Annotated in this window: 17 protein-coding genes; 11 read left to right on the plus strand and 6 right to left on the minus strand. The window is 65.5% G+C overall.

Annotated elements, in window-relative coordinates:
* The first annotated feature begins 886 nt into the window (after nt 1-886).
* Entirely contained in the window at nt 887-1507 is a 621-nt protein-coding gene (locus LZC94_29330; GenBank protein WXB20263.1) for an RNA polymerase sigma factor, read from the plus strand.
* Nucleotides 1508-1873: 366 nt separating this feature from the next.
* Here LZC94_29330 and zigA read toward each other — a convergent pair whose 3' ends face one another.
* Nucleotides 1874-3130, minus strand: a complete 1257-nt coding sequence (gene zigA, locus LZC94_29335) for a zinc metallochaperone GTPase ZigA (protein WXB11947.1) — start codon at nt 3128-3130, stop codon at nt 1874-1876.
* An 82-nt stretch (nt 3131-3212) separates the two neighbouring features.
* Here zigA and rpmG point away from each other — a divergent pair, with 82 nt between their 5' ends.
* Nucleotides 3213-3374, plus strand: coding sequence for a 50S ribosomal protein L33 (gene rpmG / locus LZC94_29340; protein WXB11948.1), 162 nt, complete (start codon nt 3213-3215; stop codon nt 3372-3374).
* On the opposite strand, the gene LZC94_29345 is transcribed toward rpmG, so the two are convergent.
* Complete coding sequence (locus tag LZC94_29345) at nt 3371-4936, minus strand: oligopeptide:H+ symporter (GenBank protein ID WXB11949.1); 1566 nt, start codon at nt 4934-4936, stop codon at nt 3371-3373. The two genes, rpmG and LZC94_29345, sit on opposite strands and share 4 nt — an antisense overlap.
* A gap of 19 nt (nt 4937-4955) precedes the next feature.
* On the opposite strand from LZC94_29345, the gene LZC94_29350 reads away from it, so the two are divergent.
* Together LZC94_29350 and LZC94_29355 are read left to right on the plus strand one after the other, a co-directional pair.
* Complete coding sequence (locus tag LZC94_29350) at nt 4956-5879, plus strand: SDR family oxidoreductase (GenBank protein WXB11950.1); 924 nt, start codon at nt 4956-4958, stop codon at nt 5877-5879.
* A gap of 138 nt (nt 5880-6017) precedes the next feature.
* On the plus strand, nt 6018-6338 hold the full coding sequence (locus LZC94_29355) for an L-rhamnose mutarotase (protein WXB11951.1): 321 nt from the start codon (nt 6018-6020) through the stop codon (nt 6336-6338).
* A 168-nt stretch (nt 6339-6506) separates the two neighbouring features.
* On the opposite strand, the gene LZC94_29360 is transcribed toward LZC94_29355, so the two are convergent.
* Nucleotides 6507-7538, minus strand: a complete 1032-nt coding sequence (locus LZC94_29360) for a hypothetical protein (protein WXB11952.1) — start codon at nt 7536-7538, stop codon at nt 6507-6509.
* Between the two features lie 81 nt (nt 7539-7619).
* On the opposite strand from LZC94_29360, the gene LZC94_29365 reads away from it, so the two are divergent.
* Nucleotides 7620-8435 carry a LytTR family DNA-binding domain-containing protein gene (locus LZC94_29365; GenBank protein WXB11953.1) on the plus strand — a complete coding sequence of 272 codons (816 nt, stop codon included), beginning with the start codon at nt 7620-7622 and terminating at the stop codon, nt 8433-8435.
* Nucleotides 8436-8469: 34 nt separating this feature from the next.
* Here LZC94_29365 and LZC94_29370 read toward each other — a convergent pair whose 3' ends face one another.
* From LZC94_29370 to LZC94_29380, 3 genes are all read right to left on the minus strand, one after another.
* Nucleotides 8470-8895: a type II toxin-antitoxin system VapC family toxin gene (locus LZC94_29370; protein WXB11954.1), complete on the minus strand. Its 426-nt coding sequence runs from the start codon at nt 8893-8895 to the stop codon at nt 8470-8472.
* Nucleotides 8892-9095, minus strand: coding sequence for a hypothetical protein (locus tag LZC94_29375; protein WXB11955.1), 204 nt, complete (start codon nt 9093-9095; stop codon nt 8892-8894). Before LZC94_29375 ends, LZC94_29370 begins: the two co-directional genes overlap by 4 nt.
* Nucleotides 9096-9601: 506 nt before the next feature.
* Nucleotides 9602-10504 carry an alpha/beta hydrolase gene (locus LZC94_29380; protein ID WXB11956.1) on the minus strand — a complete coding sequence of 301 codons (903 nt, stop codon included), beginning with the start codon at nt 10502-10504 and terminating at the stop codon, nt 9602-9604.
* Between the two features lie 7 nt (nt 10505-10511).
* Between LZC94_29380 and LZC94_29385 the strand changes: the two genes are divergently transcribed.
* The 6 genes from LZC94_29385 (at nt 10512) to def (ending at nt 17836) form a co-directional block, all read left to right on the plus strand.
* Entirely contained in the window at nt 10512-14351 is a 3840-nt protein-coding gene (locus tag LZC94_29385) for a hydantoinase B/oxoprolinase family protein (GenBank protein ID WXB11957.1), read from the plus strand.
* On the plus strand, nt 14348-15709 hold the full coding sequence (locus LZC94_29390) for an MHS family MFS transporter (protein ID WXB11958.1): 1362 nt from the start codon (nt 14348-14350) through the stop codon (nt 15707-15709). Before LZC94_29385 ends, LZC94_29390 begins: the two co-directional genes overlap by 4 nt.
* Before the next feature lie 90 nt (nt 15710-15799).
* Nucleotides 15800-16165, plus strand: a complete 366-nt coding sequence (locus LZC94_29395; GenBank protein ID WXB11959.1) for a nuclear transport factor 2 family protein — start codon at nt 15800-15802, stop codon at nt 16163-16165.
* A gap of 186 nt (nt 16166-16351) precedes the next feature.
* A complete protein-coding gene (locus LZC94_29400; GenBank protein WXB11960.1) occupies nt 16352-16705 on the plus strand; it encodes a copper-binding protein in 354 nt (117 codons plus the stop codon).
* Between the two features lie 32 nt (nt 16706-16737).
* A complete protein-coding gene (locus tag LZC94_29405; protein WXB11961.1) occupies nt 16738-17109 on the plus strand; it encodes a copper-binding protein in 372 nt (123 codons plus the stop codon).
* Nucleotides 17110-17230: 121 nt separating this feature from the next.
* Nucleotides 17231-17836 (plus strand): peptide deformylase, encoded by a 606-nt coding sequence (def, locus tag LZC94_29410; GenBank protein ID WXB11962.1) that lies wholly within the window; start codon nt 17231-17233, stop codon nt 17834-17836.
* Nucleotides 17837-17914 lie beyond the last annotated feature (78 nt).

Genomic DNA, 17914 nt, shown 5'->3' on the forward strand with positions numbered 1-17914 from the left:
GATTGAGTTTCATTTCGGGACACCTGCGACGGCCCGCGTAAATCCGTCACACGCGCTCGCGGCCACACACACGACTCATGGGGAACTCGATAGTAATGATAACAACGTTCAAAACCTTCGCTTCACGGGCTCGAACGTGGAAAGCTCGATCGCACTGAAACCGGAACGTGCTTTCGTGCGTAGCCCCCCGGGTGACCCTCGTCCTCCGTTCGCGCAAGTGGCCTCGAGGGCTGAGAATCGCCGCGCGAGGCGATACGACATCAGGAGGGGACCGCTCTCCGCGGGCGGCGCAGGCATCGGTTTCGGAGACCCAGCTACAAATGCGATTTCGTTCTCTTTTCGATCCAGACCAGATTTCGAAGCGCGGCGATGAAACGCGCGCTCGTGGCGTAGAAACCCCACGATATGCATACGGCCGCCGGCGACGGTGCCGGCGCGAAAGGCGACGGAGAAGGTGCGCTGCCCGCAGGCCGCAGGCTTGTTGCCACGACGCCCGATATCGCGGTAAAGAGGCTTGCGCATGAACATGGCCTTACGACCGCCGTGCTTCGTTTTCGATCGGGTCATAGGACGGTTGCATGGGTGTGGCACGGCGCCCACGACCGGGCCCACGACCGGGCACCGGAGCCCCAAGAGCTCGTGCGATCCATCGCGCGCGGCAGACGCAACGCGTGATGACGCTTCGAAACAAATCACACGACGCGATAATTAAAATGCTGGGTCAACGGTAAGTCGCGTCGACTTTAATGAAGAAATTAAATCGAGTTTGGCGTACAAAGAGGCGACCCGAACACGGCGAAATACTGCCTACGCACCCGCGTACTGGTTGCCCACCCAGCTGAGCAAATCGCCGGATCCACTTTCTTTCAATGATTGCACCAAGCCCATGAACACTAAATTTGGGTTGTACAATACCGTTCATAATTCTCGAGGTAGCCCCCAAGTCACATATGCCAGGGCTACTTCGGCCGTTGGAGATTCGGCCTCCCGACCTCCTTACAAGTCGGTGTTTTCGGTCGATTTCAACAACGTCTTCGAAACCTACGAGTCGTACGTCACACGCGTCCTGCGCCGGCTAGGCGTGTCCAGCTCGGATTGTAACGATGTCTGCCAGGATGTCTTCGTCGTGGTCCACCGCAAATTGCGGGACTTCGACGGGCGTGCCCCCATGCGAAGCTGGATCTATGGTATCTGCGCCCGAACGGCTTCGACGTACAGGCGATCGGCCCGCGTTCGCTTCGAAGAGGTCCGAGAGGAGTGCCCCGAGCTGAATATCGCGGCAAGTCAAGACAAACGAATCGAAGTGCTCCAAACGCTCGATTGCATCGAAGCGACCTTGCGAAGACTCGACAACAGCAAGCGCGAGGTCTTCGTCCTGCACGATCTCGAAGGACTCCCCATGTCCGAAGTGGCCCATTCGATCGGATGCCCGCTGCAAACCGCGTACTCCCGCCTCCATGCCGTGCGTAAGACAATGAAGGACGCAATTTTGCGAGATTGCTCGTAGTTTCGAGCCGTCTCATTGCGTCGTCGGGGGGCACCGAACGAGAATAATTCCATTGAAATCGAGTGCGCCGTCTCCGGATGGTGCGCTTCGATTTCAATACATTGGATCTATTTAAACACCACAACGACAAGTTGCCAAAGGTCGCGCGGTGAAATCGAAACCCATCGCATGTCGCCGGGAGGCACAACCATGGACCTGCAAGCTGCAACCCGCAAACTGCAAGGGTGGAAAATTTCAGCGTCTCTCCCGGGCCCGACTCGACTTTTGTCCGTACGGATCGAAAGTCGCGCGGGCGCGGGTCTCAGGGCGGAATTTCCAGTTTATTTCAATTTGCCGGTGATGCCTATTTAAACGAGATGGGGATCATCAATCCGCAATTGCACACGAAGACTGCGCGGCAGCCGGATTCTCTGCGTCCAGATCCTCGTTCGTCCACGGGGGAAATGGATCGGGAAGACGGCTCCACGCGGGCTCACCCGAGGCCATCTCGAGGTCGGTGAGCAAGCAGCTCTCCAAACCGGCGCGGAGCAATGGCTCGTTCATATCCATGCCGATGAGCACCAGCTCCTGACGGCGATCGCCGAACGGCGCGCGCCAATCGGCGCGGATCTCGGCGAGGGCCTCGGGTGAGGTGGGCCAATCCGACTCCGGCGCGGCGGCCCACCAGAAGCCCGCGCGGCCCGTCTGGCACGCGACCCCGGCCTGCGACCACGATCCGACCTCGGACATGCGCGTGGCCAGCCAAAAGAAGCCTTTCGAGCGGAGCACCCCAGCCCAGCCTTCGTGCTCGGCGCATAGAAACTCGTACAGCCGCGCGGGGTGGAAGGGGCGGCGCGCGCGAAAGACGAAGCTCTTGATGCCGTACTCCTCGGTCTCCGGGGTGTGGACCCCCGCGAGCTCCTTCGCCCACCCCGCGGAGGTCGCCGCCTTGGTCTCGTCGAACGAGCCCGTGTCGAGCACGTCGGTCAGCGCGACCTTCCCATGCGCCGCCCGAACGATGCGCGCGTCGGGGTTCAAGTGGTGCAAGAGGGCCTCGAGCCGGGCCACCTCGTCCGGCTCCACGCGATCCGTTTTGGTGATGACCAGGACGCTCGCGAACTCGACCTGATCGGCCAAGAGATCGCCGAGGCCGCGCTCGTCGTCGTCTCCGAGGGCGAGGCCGCGGGCGCGGAGATCGTCCTCCGAGGTGTACTCGCGGAGGAAGTTTACGGCGTCGACCACGGTGACCATGGTGTCGAGCTTGGCGATGTCGGCCAGCGCGAAGCCCTTCGCGTCGCGGAAGGAGAAGGTGGCGGCCACCGGCATGGGCTCCGAGATGCCCGTGGACTCGATGAGGAGGCTGTCGAACCGGCCCTCGCGCGCCAGGCGGGCGACCTCGGTCAGGAGATCCTCCCGCAAGGTGCAGCAGATGCACCCGTTGGTCATCTCCACCAGCTTCTCCTCGGTGCGATCGAGCGAGGAGCCGCCCATCTTCACCAGCTGGGCGTCGATGTTCACCTCGCTCATATCGTTGACGATCACCGCCACCCGCCGCCCTTCCCGCTGGCCGAGCACGTGGTTGAGCAGGGTCGTCTTGCCGGCGCCGAGAAATCCAGAAAGAACCGTTACGGGCAGTCGCTCCATGTCGCCTCCGAAGGGAGCCGACCGTCCCATAAACGCATCTCAGTTGCAAATACTATTTGAGTGCGGTTACATACCCGCCGCCATGCGCGACACCATCCAACTCGTCTCCACCGCCGGGACCGGCTACGCCTACGTGACCACCAAAAACAAGCGCACCACCCAGGGCAAGCTGGAGATCAAAAAGTACGATCCCATCGCCCGAAGGCACGTGCTCTTCGTGGAGAAGAAGATCTCGAAGGGTTAGCTCCGGTAGTAATCGACCACCTTGTAGCCGCGGGCGTAGAGCCCGAAGATCAGCGCGACCACCAGGGCGAAGCCGGCGAAGAAGAACATCTGGAACGCGGTGACGCTCACGCCCGTGGCGGCGATGCGCGAGGTCACCGCGTCGTTCTTCACGCTGGCGTTGACCAGGAGCACCCACAGGTTGCCGACGGTGTTCGAGAGCAGGTAAAACGCCATCAGGACGCTCTTCATCGAGCTCGGCGCCTGGCTGTAGGCGAACTCGTAGGCGGTGGCCGACACCAGGACCTCGCCGAAGGTGAGCACCGCGTAAGGCAGGATCTGCCAGGTGATCGACACGGGCGCGCCGCCGTCGATGACCATCTGCATGATGGCGACGATGATCCAGGACAGCCCCGTGAAGACGATGCCGGCGGTCATCTTGCGCAGCGGCGTGGGCTCGTAGCCCGCGCGGCGGAGCAGCGGATAGGTCACCGCGTGGTTGAAGGGGATGAGGAGCATCACCAAGGCGGGGTTGATCGCCTGCATCTGCGCGGCCTCGAACCACTCGGGCTTGGTCATCTTGTTCGCCTGGAGGATCCAGGTCGACGCCTTTTGGTCGAACAGCGACCAGAACGGGGTCACCAAGGCGAAGATGATGAGCACGCGAAGCACCGCGCGCACGGCCTCCACCGCCTCCGGCGAGTGCTTCCCCACCGCGCGATCGAGCTGCTGCCACGTGCCGACGCCGAAGAAGACGAGCACGATCACCAGCGCCAAGCAGAAGGCCGCCACGAAGCCGAGGCTCGGGATCATGGCCAGCGCCCCCAGGGCCAGCACCGATCCGATGCCGGCCAGCACCAGCCCCGGGCGCGACTCCCCGGGCTTGGCCGCGAGCAGCGCGGTGCGCGAGACATTGAGGACCGAGTCGGGGTCGGGCGGCGACGGAGGGACGATCACGTAACGATGCCGCCCGCTCCATAGAACGAGGGTGGCCACCAACATCAAGATGCCGGGGATGCCGAACGCCACCGAGGCGCCGTAGTGGCGCAAGAAGAGCGGCATCGAGAACGACGCGAAGAACGAGCCGAGGTTGATGATCCAGTAGAAGGCGTCGTAAACGGTCTTGGAGAGGTGCTTGTTCGACTGATCGAACTGGTCGCCGACGAAGGCGGTGATCAGCGGCTTGATGCCGCCGGAGCCCAGCGCGATGAGGAACAGGCCGGCGTAAAACCCCTGGCGATTGTCGTCGAAGACCGCGAGGCACGCGTGGCCCGCGCAATAAATGAGACTGAACCAGAACGTCGTTCGGTACTTGCCAAAGAAGCGATCCGACAGCCAGCCGCCGAGCAGGGGGAAGAAGTACACCCCGATCACGAAGCTGTGGAAGACCTCTTTGGCCATCCCCGCGCGCTCGGACTCCGGCAAATACAGCAAGAGGGTGCTGGCCAAGAAGGGGGTGAGGATGTTGCGCATCCCATAGAAACTGAAGCGCTCGCACCCCTCGTTGGCGATGATGAACGGTATTTGCCGGGGCATCCGGGCCGGTGCGGCGGGCGCCACAGCGGCTTCACTGATTGCAGTCATGCGATCTAGACTCTATCGCATGGCTGACTTGGCGAACAAAGTCCCCCGTGCAGGGTCGCAGGGCGACGCGGCCTCGCGCGAGACGCAGGCGGTCGTCCTCGTCACGGGCGCCAATTCGGGCATCGGGCTCGAAGCCTCGGTGAAGCTCGCGCGGCTCGGCGCGGCGGTGGTAATGGTCGGACGCCATCGCGAAAAGCTCGACCTGGCCGTCCAAGACGTGACGCAGCGCGCAGCGTCCACCAAGGTGACCGCCATGCTCTGCGACTTTGCGTCGCAGGACTCCATCCGCAAGCTGGCGGCCGACTTCCGCAAGGCCCACCACCGCTTGGACATCCTGGTGAACAACGCCGGCTCGGTCAGCGATCGGCGGCAGGTCACGGTGGACGGGCTGGAGCAGACCTTTGCCGTCAACCACTTGGGCTACTTTCTACTGACCAACCTACTGCTCGACCTTCTGAAGGCGGCGGCCCCCGCCCGCATCGTGAACGTGTCGAGCACGGGGCATCGCCGCGGGGACATCGACTTCGACGATCTGCAAATGGAGACGGGCTACGCCATCATGCGGGCGTACGACCGGTCCAAGCTGGCCAATGTGCTCTTCACGCGCGAGCTCGCCAGAAGGCTCGAGCTGGAGAACGCGGGGGTCACCGTCAACAGCCTGCACCCCGGGGCGGTGGCGACCCAAATCTGGAGCCACGCTCCCTGGTATGCGCAGCCGCTCCTGGCCGTGGCCAAGCGGTTCATGATCACGCCCGAAGAGGGCGCAAACCGGGTGGTGCACTTGGCCGTGAGCCTCGAGGTGGAGGGCCAAACCGGCGGCTACTACGAAAAATACCGTCTGGTGGAGCCCGCGCTGCGCGCACAAGACGAGGCGGTCGCCGAAAAGCTCTGGACCGTGAGCGCGCGCCTCTGCGATCCGGGGCGCGCGTCCAGCGTGGCGTAGGCGCGCGTGTCGGCTCGCGAGGCGCGCATCGCGTCGGCTCGTGAGCTGCGCATCTCAGTTGCTGCTGCGGCGGATGGCCAGGGCTACCCAGGCGCCAAAACGAGGCGACGATCAACGAAGATCGCCTACCCTGCCCCCATGCAAACCGTTGCCCTGCACACCCGACTCCGCCCCGGCAAAGAGGCGGAGTACGATCGAATTCACGCTGAAATCCCGTCCGATCTGGACGCTGCGCTGCGCGATGCCGGCGTGCATGCGTGGCGGATCTGGCGCAGCGGTCGCGATCTTTTTCACCTCGTCGAGTGCGAGGACTTCGCGCGGATGCGCGCCCACCTGCAAACGCATCCCGCCAATGTTCCGTGGCAGGCGCGGATGGCCGAGTTGCTCGAAATATCCGATGACTACTCGGGCGCGAAGCCTCAGGTTCACTTGGTGTGGGCGCTGCCGCCGCGCACATGAACGGCGCGCGCGGGGCGCCGCGCATTTGAACGGCGCGCACGGGGCGCCGCGCACTTGAACGGCGCGCGCGGGACGCCGCGCACTTGAACGGCGCGCGCGGGACGCCGCGCACTTGAACGGCGCGCGCGGGACGCCGCGCACTTGAACGGCGCGCCCGGGGCGCCGCGTTCAACGGCCGAACGTTAGCTCGTAGGCGTCGCCTTGGTCTTCGGGTGTGGCGGAGCGAACGAAGAGGAGGCTCCCGCGGGCCCAGGCAAAGCTCGGGTGGAACTCTTCCTGGGCGGTGTTGATGCACGGGCCAGCGTTCTTGGAGGGCAGCCATTGGCCGTCGCGCTTGACGGACGTGTAGATATCGGCGCCGCCGAAGCTATCGGTGCGGCCGATGGAGCCAAAGAAGATGAAGCGGCCGTCGGGGCTGGGCATGGGGTTGAACTCCCAATTGGCGGTGTTGATCCCCGGCCCGGCATTGACGGCGGGCTCGAAGCCGGAGCCTTTGCGGCGGGCGTGGTAGATGTCCCATGCGCCAAAGCCGCCTTGGCGATCGCTGTTGAAGTAAAGGGTGCCGTCGTCGGTGGTCGACGGGAAGAGCTCGTTGTCCGGGGTGTTCACCTCGGGGCCGAGGTGCACGGGCGCGCCCCACCCGGTGCGGGTTCGGGGGGCGCGCCAGATCTCCCAGTCCGGGCGGGCGGTGCTGCCACCGTCGGTGGGGCGGTCGGAGGAGAAATAGATGTACTTTCCATCCAATGTGACGAACGGGTCGAAGTCGTTGAAGGCGGTGTTGGAGAAGGAGGCGGCCACCGGCTCCGACCACACATCGCGCCGCGGATCGCGGCGGCTCTCGAAGACCACGAGGCGATTTTCGTTCGCGAGGAAGCGATGAAAATAGGCGGTCTGGCCGTCGGCCGTGAGCACGAGGCGGCCTTCGCTGGCGGGGGTCGAGATCACGCCGGGCGCAAAGATGCGCGCGGTGGGGCAGCGCCCCGCGGCCAAGTCGGCCACCTTCGAGGCGACGTCGAGGTTGGCGGATTCGGTTGCATCGAGCGCCGCGCTCGTTTGAGCGGGGATGGGCGTGCTGGTCGCATCGGGCGCGACGTGCGCATCGGGCGCGTCGGCGGCGCAACCTGCGCCAACAGCGGCGCCGATCAAGGCGGTCAAGCCAATCCAGAGGGGCGTGGAAAACGAGTGCGGTGCATCGCGCATGGGGGCTCCTGGTTCATGGGCCGCGGGTGGCGGCCGGGTCGTGGTTGTCGGTTGCGACATCCCACGGTAGGAAATAGGGCGATGCGTTCGGGCCGGCGGAGCGAGAGTGACGAATGGAGCGCCGCGCGGGATGGGCGCCCTGCATCCCCGGACGAACGGCTACGCGCGGTGGTGGTGGACGACGAGCCACTGGCGCGCGCGCGCCTTTGCCGTTTGCTCGCGCGCACCCCGGACATCGACGTCATCGCCGAGTGCGGCGACGGCCGCTCCGCCGTGGCCACCGTCTCCGATACGCGTCCGGAGCTCCTCTTCCTCGACGTGGAAATGCCGGAGCTCGACGGCTTCGAGGTGCTCGCCACCATCGGCACCGACGCGGTCCCCGCCCTCATCTTCGTCACCGCCTTCGACCATTACGCCGTCCGCGCCTTCGACGCCCACGCCGTGGACTACCTCATCAAACCCTTCGACGCCGCCCGCCTCGACCGCGCCCTCACACGCGCCCGAAAGCGCCTCACCGGCGAATCCATCGCGCTGCAGCTCACCTCCCTCCTCGCCGCCGTTCGACCTTCCCGCGGCCGCCTCGCCATCCCCGTAGGCGACAAAATGGTATTCGTCGATTGGGCCGATATCGACTACCTCGAGGCCGAAGGCAACTACGTCGCCATTCACGTGCACAACGCCGCCCACCTCGTTCGCGACACCCTGTCGAACATGGAAGCACGCCTCGATCCGGCCGCCTTCGTACGCATCCACCGCTCGCGCATCGTCCGCATCGACCGCGTCCGCGCCATCGAGCCGCTCTTCCATGGCGAATACCGTCTCACGTTGCACAGCGGCGCCCAGATCACCTCCGCGCGCGGCTACCGCGATGCGCTTCGTGCGGCGTTGGGGATTTAGATGCGGGGTGCGTTCCGCGCGGCGAAACGAGAAATCACGTAGGAACGACCGCACGCAATCCTTCGGCGGCGGCGGCCTTGCAGAGCATATCGTCGGCCGACCAGAACTCTACGGGAGTGCCGGAGTCTTGCACGTGCAGCGCGGCAGCCAACTGCACAGCATCGTAGCCCCGCAGGGGATGGCGCACGACGAGCGCAGGCACCAGGGCGAACATCGCAGCACGCATTTCGCTCACGGTCAGGCGCGAGAAGTCGATCGTGAGACGCGCCAAAATGGCATCGCGCTGCCCTTCGGTGATGGCGTCCAGTCGGGCGGCGCGCGCGATGGCGGCCGCGAGCTCCGCGTAGGTGATGCGGGCAACGGTAACGGCGTGCGCGCGCAAAGCCGCGCGCACCATGGACGTCCCCGACTCGGTGACATAGCGCTTGACGAAAGCGCTGGTATCGAAGAAGCGGATCACTCTCGATCCTCGATGATCAAATCCGAGAGGCGAATCGGTTTGCGTAACTCGATGGGGTCGAAGTCTTCCAGCCCTCGTCCACTTTCAGCAGGCACACCCATGAGCACGATGATTTCGACGGGGCCGACAGGAACTTCGTCCGGCAACTTCACCACGTGATCCTCTCCGACTTCGACCGTCAGCTTGAGTGCGTTTTGCATCGCTTCCCCTCAAGCATACGCCATGATGCGCCGCGGCGCTCGCGTGACGAGAGGAGGCAGAGCCGGCACCTTGCGGAGCGAAGACACGCTCTATTCCAGTACGCGCGCACGCGACGGCGCCGCTTTCGCGCGCAAGCTATTGGACCTCGTCGGCGAAGACAGCGTTTGTTGCCTACAAGACATTCGGCACGGCGAGCTCCTGTTCGCTCGTCAGCCAGTAAATCTTCCATGCGGGTCTGCGGCGAGCCTATCTCGATGCTCTGCTTGCACTTCGCCTGTCACCGGACCTGCTACGCGAACAGGTCGTCTATATTCTCATTGCAAAATCATGGCGACGCTCCGAGACGCTCGCCGAACGAGCCGATGCTCACGCGGCAGAGTGCTTAATTGCGCAAACTTACCTCCAAGCATACCGACGGAACCTGACAGAGCTCGTCGGACATGACAGCCTCGGTCTCGTCATCGAAGCACGCGCCCGTGACGCAGGCACCACGAGGACGCAACCCCTACCCGGTTACCTCACGCACCAGCCGCTCAATCACCGCCACCACCGCCCCCGGCCCTTCGATTTGCGGATAGTGCCCGAGCTCGTCCCACCGTGTGAGCGGCGCGTGGGGGCGCAAGGTCAAAACGGCGTCGAGCACGGAGGCGGTGGCGACCGGATCGCGCATGCCCCAAGCTAGCTCCAACTGTCCCGGCCAGTGGCGGAGGGCGCCGTGCCACCGGGATGCATGGACGGTGCGTTCGTGGATGTACGAGGTGAGGCGGTCGAGGATGCGATTTCCGCCGGCGTGGGCGAGTAGGGACCATTGGTCGGCCGCTTCTTCGGGGCGAAGAGGGTGCGCCTGGGAAAAGATGCGCGCGAACTGGGCGCGGAAGAGGGTTTCGTTGCTCCAGCGGGCGAACAAGGGGCCCAATCGGCTGCGCAGCATCTTTTGCGAAAGGGTGAGGCTCGCGCGCTCCACGACCATGCTGCCGTTGAACAGGAGGACGCGGTCGAAGGTGGTGCGCGGGGCGCGACCGGGGCGGCCTTCGAGAGCGCGGGCGAGCAGCTCGGTGGCCACCGATGTGCCCATATCGTGGGCCACCAGGATCACGCGCTCGCCATCGCGCTGGCAGCGGCGCAAGATGGCTTCGGTGATGTCGGCTTGTTCGTGCAGCGAATAAACGTGATTCGAGGGTTTGTCCGATAGACCGAATCCGAGAAAGTCGAAGCAGACGGAGCGCTTGCCGGGCAATCGATCCAAAACGAAACGCCAGTCGTACGAGCTCGACGGGTAGCCGTGCAAAAACAGAACGAGCGGCCCGTCGCCTTCGCGCTCGCGAAGGAAAATCCGATGGGCCGGGTGCTCTTCGAGCTCGATAATCTTACCGCTCTCGAACCAAGCCTGGGTACGCTCCGTCAGCATGTGCGCGATGCTCCGATGGCAGTTCTGGATTGACCGCGGGGGGACCTTCACCGATGTGGTGGCACGAAATCCGGAGGGCCGGATCTTCACCCACAAGCTCCTCTCGCACAACCCCGAGCGCTACCGCGACGCGGCGTTGGCCGGCATTCGGCATTTTCTGGGAATCGCCGAGACGGATCCGATCCCCGCCGAACGGGTTCAGGTCGTGAAGATGGGCACCACGGTGGCCACCAATGCGCTGCTCGAGCGAAAGGGGGAGCCCACCCTGCTGGTCACCACCCGCGGCTTCGGCGACGCATTGCGCATCGCGTACCAGAATCGACCGCGCATCTTCGACCGCCATATCGTGCTCCCCGAGCTGCTGTATGTGCGCGCGATCGAGGCGGCCGAGCGGGTGACCGCCGATGGCACGGTGCTCGAAGCGCTGGACGCGGCGAAGCTCGCGCCCGAGCTGCGCGCGGCGTTCGACGAGGGCCTGCGCGCCGTGGCCATCGTCTTCCTGCACGGCGATCGCTACCCCGCGCACGAGCGTGCGGTGGCCGAGCTCGCGCGCAGCATCGGCTTTACGCAGGTGAGCACGTCGCACGAGGTGAGCCCGCTGATGAAGATCGTGCCGCGGGGCGACACCACCGTGGTCGATGCGTACCTGTCGCCCATCTTGCGGCGCTATGTGGACCAAGTCGAACACGAGCTCGGGGATCCGTCGCTTGCGCCCGACGCTCGACCGCGAGATCCGTCGCTTGCTGCCGACGCTCGACCGCGTGATCCGTCGCTTGCTGCCGACGCTCGACCGCGAGATCCGTCGCTTGCTGCCGACGCTCGAGCCGGAGATCATTCGGGCGAGGCGGCCGACCCGTCGCAGCGCGGGGTGCGCCTCATGTTCATGCAGTCGAGCGGCGGGCTGGCCGATGCGCGGCGCTTTCGTGGAAAGGACGCCGTTTTGTCGGGGCCCGCGGGCGGCATCGTCGGGATGTCCAAGACGTCGGCTGCGATTGGTGCAAAATACATCATTGGCTTCGATATGGGCGGAACGTCGACGGATGTCTCGCATTTTCAAGGGCAGTTCGAACGAACCCTCTTCGCGCAGGTGGCCGGCATCCGCATGCGCGCGCCCATGTTGAGCATCCACACCGTGGCCGCCGGCGGCGGATCCATTCTGCACTTCGATGGCAATCGACTCCGGGTCGGCCCCCACTCCGCCGGCGCCGTGCCCGGCCCCGCGAGCTACCGGCGCAGCGGACCGCTCACGGTGACCGACGCCAACGTGATGCTCGGCCGCATCCAGCCGGCCTATTTTCCCCACGTCTTCGGCCCATCGGGCGACCTTCCGCTGGACACCGACGCCGTGCAGGAAAAATTCGCCGAGCTCGCGCGCCACGTCGATCGGGCCGCACCCGCGGCCGATGGCCACCCGCACCGCCCCGAGGACATCGCCGAAGGCGCATTGCGCATCGCCGTGGCCAACATGGCAAACGCCATCAAGAAGATCTCCGTGCAGCGCGGGCACGATATCAAGCAGTACACATTGACCACGTTTGGCGGCGCCGGCGGCCAGCACGCCTGTCGCGTGGCCGACGAGCTGGGGATGACCAAGGTCCTCTTTCCGCCCTTTGCGGGGGTCCTCTCGGCCTATGGCATCGGCCTCGCCGACGCGGTGGTCCTGCGCGAGCGCGGCGTCGAGGCGGAGCTCGACGACGCCCTCGTGGAGAAGCTCGATCGCGCGTGCGAAGACTTGGGCGCCGAGGGCACCGCCGAGCTCCTGCGCGATGGCGTGCCGCGCGAATCGATCCACGAGGTGCGGCAACTGCGTTTGCGCTATGCCGGCACCGACTCCAGCTTGCCGGTGCCCTGGGGCGCGCGCGCCGAGATGGCCTCCGCCTTCGAGCGCATGCACGTGCAGCGCTACGCGTTCACCATGGATCGCCCGCTCGTCGTGGAGGCCGTTTCCGTCGAGGTCGTCGGCTCCGCCGAGACCCCGGAGACGCACGTGCCGGCGCGCCCGAACCGCCCTGGCGCGCTGTCCTCCGCCGGAGCTGCGCGCATGTTCCACGAGGGTGCGTGGATGGATGCGCCCATTTATCGTCATGAGGACATGCGAGCGGGCGACGCCGTGGAGGGCCCCGCCATCCTGGCCGAGGCAAACGGCACCATCGTCGTCGAGCCGGAGTGGCGCGCCAGCTTTCTCGATGGCGACTACGTGCTCCTTTCGCGCATCCGCGACCGCGCGGCCGGCCGGGCGGTGGGCACGGCGGTCGATCCCGTGATGCTCGAGATCTTCAACAATTTGTTCATGTCGATCGCCGAGCAAATGGGGGTCATGCTCGAGAATACGGCCCACTCCGTGAATATCAAAGAGCGGCTCGACTTCTCGTGTGCCATCTTCGACAGCGAGGGCAATCTCGTCGCGAATGCGCCCCATATGCCAGTGCACCTCGGGTCGATGGGCGAGAGCGTGCAAGAGGTCATGCGGCGCAACCAGGGGCAAATGAAGCCCGGCGACGTCTACGCGATCAACGATCCGTACCACGGCGGCACCCACATTCCGGATATCACCGTCGTCACGCCCGTATGGGACGGCGGGGATACGTCGAGCACGACCGAGCCGCGCATCCTCTTCTATGTGGCCTCCCGCGGCCACCACGCGGAGATCGGCGGCATCACCCCGGGATCGATGCCGCCGTTCAGCACGAGCATCGACGAAGAGGGCGTCCGCTTCGACAATTGGCTGCTCGTTCAAGCGGGCCGCTTTCGCGAGGCGGAGACCTTCGCGAAGCTCCAGAACGCCGCCTACCCTTCGCGCAATCCACACGCCAACATGGCCGATCTGCGCGCACAGGTCGCCGCCAACGAAGAAGGTATTCATCAGCTGGAAAAGATGATTGCCCACTTTGGGCTGGGTACGGTGAGCGCCTACATGCAGCATGTGCAGGACAACGCGGAAGAGTGCGTCCGCAGGGCCATTGCCGCGCTCGCGCCAAACGCCCCATCCGCACCGAACGCCGTCCCCGCGCCAGACGCCGAAGCGCCCCCCACGGTCTACGAAATGGACGGCGGCCAGCGCATCGTGGTGCGGGTGCGCATCGACCGCCAGGCTCGCGCGGCGGAGATTGATTTCACGGGAACGTCCGCGCAGCTCCCGAACAATTTCAATGCGCCCAAGTCGGTCACCATGGCCGCTGTGCTTTACGTCTTTCGCACCTTGGTGGAAGACGACATTCCGCTCAACGCCGGTTGCTTTCGGCCGCTGCGCGTCATTATCCCCGATGGCTCGATGCTTGCTCCGTCGTACCCGGCGCCCACTGTGGCCGGCAATGTGGAGACCTCCCAGGCCATCACCGGAGCCCTCTATGCGGCGCTGAACCTTCAGGCCGAGGGCTCGGGCACCATGAACAATGTGACATTCGGCAACGAGCGCCATCAATATTATGAGACCATCGCCAGCGGCTCCGGCGCGGGCCGGGGCTTCGATGGAACCCCCGTGGTGCAAACGCATATGACCAATTCGCGGTTGACCGATCCCGAAGTGCTCGAGCACCGCTACCCGGTGCTGCTCGAGGGCTACGCCATCCGGCGCGGGAGCGGCGGCGCCGGCACCTTTCGCGGGGGCGACGGCGGCACGCGACGCATTCGCTTCCTCGAGCCCATGACCGTGTCGGTGCTCTCGGGCCATCGCCGCGTGCCGCCTTATGGTATGGCGGGCGGCGAGCCGGGCGACCTCGGACGAAACTGGATCGAGCGCAAAGACGGCCGCATCGATCCCATGAAGGGCTGCGACTCCGCCGAGGTGGGCTCGGGCGATGTCTTCGTCCTGCAATCGCCCGGCGGCGGCGGCTACGGGGAAGCATGAGCGCGCCGCTCCCCACGCACCCTTCGCACCCTTCGCACCCTTCGCACTCTTTTCGAGCGCCGCGCGCGCGCGATTCGCAGGACCCGCGCACGGCGCGGAGGGTGGCGGTGGCCAGCATGGTGGGCACGTCGCTCGAGTGGTACGACTTCTTCCTTTACGGGCTCGCCGCCGCCCTCGTCTTCAAAAAGCTCTTCTTCCCGAGCTTCAATCCCCTCTCCGGCACCTTGATGGCCTTTGCCACCTACGCCGTGGGCTTCGTGGCCCGGCCGGTGGGCGGAGCCATCTTCGGGCACTACGGCGATAAGATCGGCCGCAAGAACATCCTCATCTTCACCTTGGTGCTGATGGGGGTTTCCACCTTTGCCATCGGCTTGCTGCCCACGTACGACACCATCGGCGTGGCCGCGCCCATTTTGCTCGTCACCCTTCGATTCTTCCAGGGGCTCGGGCTGGGCGGCGAGTGGGGCGGCGCCGTGCTCATGACCATCGAGCACAGCCGCGGGCGCCGGGGGCTGGCCGCGAGCTGGCCCCAAGTGGGGGCGCCGGCGGGGAACTTGCTGGCCGCGGGGGTGCTGGGGCTGCTCTCCGCCGCCATGCCGGACGACGCATTTCACAGTTGGGGATGGCGCATTCCCTTTTTGCTCAGCGCCGCGCTCATCGCGGTCGGGCTCTGGATCCGCGGCTCGCTGCACGAGTCGCCCTTGTTCCTCGAGGTAAAACAGCAGCAGGCGGTGCCCAAAACGCCCTTGCTGGAGGTCCTGCGGCTGCATCCGCGCTCGCTCCTGGTCGTCTTGGGCGCGCGAATCGGCTCCGACGTTTGCTATTACATCTTTGCGCTCTTCATCGTGACCTATGCCACGCAGCACGTCGGCCATCCGCGCGAGCTCGCGCTCCACGCCGTGCTCATTGGCTCGGCGTTCCAGCTCTTTTTCATGCCGCTGTTCGGTGCGCTCTCGGACCGCTACGGACGCCGCCCGGTGTCGCTCGCAGGCGCGGTGGGCGCCGCGGCCTGGGGGTTCGCCTTTTTTCCGTTGCTCGACACCAAGAGCCCCGCGCTGCTCTTCCTCGCCGCCGTGGTGGGCCTGTTCTTCCACGCCGCCATGTATGGGCCGCAAGCGGCCTTCGTGAGCGAGCTCTTCTCCACGCGCCTGCGTTACAGCGGCTCGTCGGTGGGCTACCAAGTCGCGGGCATCCTCGGCGGCGCCCTGGCGCCCATGATCGCGCTGGCCCTCCTGACGTACTTCGGCACGTCGCTGGCCATCAGCCTGTACCTGCTGGGCGCCCTGGCGATCAACATCGTGGCCATGCTGGCCGCCCCCGAAACGCACACCGTCGATCTGGCGTTACCTACCAGGTAATTGAGACGCCTCCCGGTCCGCTGCATGGTGAGCCCTGTCGAAACGATGGGTTTCGACACCACCCTCGCAAACGCGAAAGGACCCACGACCATGAGCCAATCGATCCAAGATCTGGTGCAGCGCTACCTCGACGGCTGGAACGAGACCGATCCCGCGCGCCGTCGCGCGCTCATCGAGGACACCTACACGAAAGATTGCACCTACACGGATCCGCTCGCCTCCGTGAGCACCCCGGCGGGCATCGACGGCTTCATCGGCGCCGTTCAAAAGCAGTACCCTGGAATCGTCTTTACGCTCAGCGGCGCGGTGGACGCGCACCACAATCAAGCGCGCTTCACCTGGCACGCGGGGGCGCCCGGCGCGGAGCCGGCCGTCATCGGCTTCGACGTGGCCTTGTTCGAAGATGGGCGCATTCGCCATGTGTATGGCTTTCTCGACAAGGCGCCCCCGCAGTGAGCGCCGCTCGGCAGCCTCTCTGACGGATACCCGCCAAAACCGCGGCGATGGGATTGAACGCCCCCCGAATCCCATCGCCCGCGCCTCGGCCCGCGCGTTTCAAGGTGTTCGCGCCCCGCCGAGCCCCATGCGATCCGCGACATTTTGTCGCTCCCCAACGCCTCGGGAACGTGCCAGAAGGGCGGCATGCCGTTCCTCGTTCCCACCTCGCGTACCTTGCGCGCGCTGCGCCTGATCGTTCCCGTTGCCCTCGTGGGCTCGGCGGCCACGGCCGCGTACGTGTCCCGGCCCGCGGTGGCGCACGCATGTGGATCGGAAACGTACAGCGCGCGAGGGGTGGTGCGCTCGTTTGGGGCCGACAAGAAGTACGTGAACATCGCGCACGAAAAGATCGAGGGGTACATGGCGGCCATGACCATGTCGTTCGAGCCCCGCAACCCGCAGCAGCTCGCGGGGCTCAACGTGGGTGACAGCGTGAGCTTCCGGTTTACGGCGACGGAAGATGGGCGCCGGCTGCTCGACGCCATCGAGAAGAAGTAACGACGGCGAAGAGGCGAACAGGAGACACGCTCGTGACGACGACGCCATCGTTTTTCCGCCGCTATCTTCCATGGGCTATCGGCATATGGCTGCTCCTCACGGGCATCATCGTGGGCACGGTTTTGTGGCTCGATGCGCGGCCCCGTGAGCCCGCCGTCCCGTCGGAGGCCGACCGCCACGAGGCCACGGGCGTGATTCGTTCGTTCGGGCCCGACAAGAGCTATATCAATGTGGCCCACGATCGCATCGAGGGGTACATGGAAGCGATGACCATGTCCTTCGCGTTTCGCGACCGCGCGCAGGCCGCGGGGCTCGAGATCGGGGATCGGGTGCGTTTCACCTTCGAAGCGGACCGGCAAGGCCGGCTCTTGATCGCCTCCATCACCAAAGAAGCGCCCCGTTAAACCCGCTCGCCGCGGGAACCGCGCGCGCCTCGCGCACCAGCCTACCCCACCCGCCGACCGCCCGCCCACGGAGTGACCGCTCGGCCGCGACGGAAACCCCTGCGCGAGCTATAAGAACGTCATGACGGCCTCCCCGCTTCCTCCGATTGTCCAGGTTGGCGCGCCCGTGTTGCGCGGCGCGGCGCACGATGTCGACCCTTCCCGCATTCGGACCCAGGAGTTTCGCGATCTCGTTCAAACCATGATCGAGGTGATGCGCAAGGCACCGGGCGTCGGGCTCGCTGCGCCGCAGATCGGCATTCCGCTTCGCCTGATCGTGCTCGAGGATCGGGAGGAATTTTTGGCCCAGCTATCCCCGGCCGAGCGCGCGGCCCGCGGCCGGGTGCCCTTCCCAACGCGGGTGTTCGTCAACCCGCAGCTCACGCCCGTCGGTGACGAGAAGGCCATCTTCTTCGAGGGGTGCTTGAGCGTCAGCGGCTATGTGGCCTTGGTGGAGCGGCACCTCGAGGTGGAGGTGAGCGGCCTCGACGAAAATGCCGAGCCGCAGACCTGGCGCGTTCGTGGATGGCCCGCCCGCATCTTGCAGCACGAGGTCGATCACGTGGGTGGCACCCTGTACATCGATCGCATGAAGACGCGCTCGTTCGCCACCGTGGACCAGGCCAAGGAGCACTACGGCGACAAATCGATCGCCGAGATCGTTCAGGCGCTGAACATCGCGCGCTGAAACGCGGAGCGCGGAACAGGTGCTCGGAACAGGGCGCGCCGAACGTGGGCCCGATGCCGGGGCGGACACTTGACGAGT

This window comes from Sorangiineae bacterium MSr11954, from assembly GCA_037157815.1.
Classification (GTDB): domain Bacteria; phylum Myxococcota_A; class Polyangia; order Polyangiales; family Polyangiaceae; genus Pendulispora; species Pendulispora albinea.

What these genes read in the sequence shown, in the direction of transcription:
- LZC94_29330 (WXB20263.1), top strand. Translation starts at nt 887, where the DNA reads ATGAACACTAAATTTGGGTTGTACAATACCGTTCATAATTCTCGAGGT.
- zigA (WXB11947.1), bottom strand. Translation starts at nt 3,130, where the DNA reads ATGGAGCGACTGCCCGTAACGGTTCTTTCTGGATTTCTCGGCGCCGGC.
- rpmG (WXB11948.1), top strand. Translation starts at nt 3,213, where the DNA reads ATGCGCGACACCATCCAACTCGTCTCCACCGCCGGGACCGGCTACGCC.
- LZC94_29345 (WXB11949.1), bottom strand. Translation starts at nt 4,936, where the DNA reads ATGACTGCAATCAGTGAAGCCGCTGTGGCGCCCGCCGCACCGGCCCGG.
- LZC94_29350 (WXB11950.1), top strand. Translation starts at nt 4,956, where the DNA reads ATGGCTGACTTGGCGAACAAAGTCCCCCGTGCAGGGTCGCAGGGCGAC.
- LZC94_29355 (WXB11951.1), top strand. Translation starts at nt 6,018, where the DNA reads ATGCAAACCGTTGCCCTGCACACCCGACTCCGCCCCGGCAAAGAGGCG.
- LZC94_29360 (WXB11952.1), bottom strand. Translation starts at nt 7,538, where the DNA reads ATGCGCGATGCACCGCACTCGTTTTCCACGCCCCTCTGGATTGGCTTG.
- LZC94_29365 (WXB11953.1), top strand. Translation starts at nt 7,620, where the DNA reads ATGCGTTCGGGCCGGCGGAGCGAGAGTGACGAATGGAGCGCCGCGCGG.
- LZC94_29375 (WXB11955.1), bottom strand. Translation starts at nt 9,095, where the DNA reads ATGCAAAACGCACTCAAGCTGACGGTCGAAGTCGGAGAGGATCACGTG.
- LZC94_29380 (WXB11956.1), bottom strand. Translation starts at nt 10,504, where the DNA reads ATGCTGACGGAGCGTACCCAGGCTTGGTTCGAGAGCGGTAAGATTATC.
- LZC94_29385 (WXB11957.1), top strand. Translation starts at nt 10,512, where the DNA reads ATGCTCCGATGGCAGTTCTGGATTGACCGCGGGGGGACCTTCACCGAT.
- LZC94_29390 (WXB11958.1), top strand. Translation starts at nt 14,348, where the DNA reads ATGAGCGCGCCGCTCCCCACGCACCCTTCGCACCCTTCGCACCCTTCG.
- LZC94_29395 (WXB11959.1), top strand. Translation starts at nt 15,800, where the DNA reads ATGAGCCAATCGATCCAAGATCTGGTGCAGCGCTACCTCGACGGCTGG.
- LZC94_29400 (WXB11960.1), top strand. Translation starts at nt 16,352, where the DNA reads ATGCCGTTCCTCGTTCCCACCTCGCGTACCTTGCGCGCGCTGCGCCTG.
- def (WXB11962.1), top strand. Translation starts at nt 17,231, where the DNA reads ATGACGGCCTCCCCGCTTCCTCCGATTGTCCAGGTTGGCGCGCCCGTG.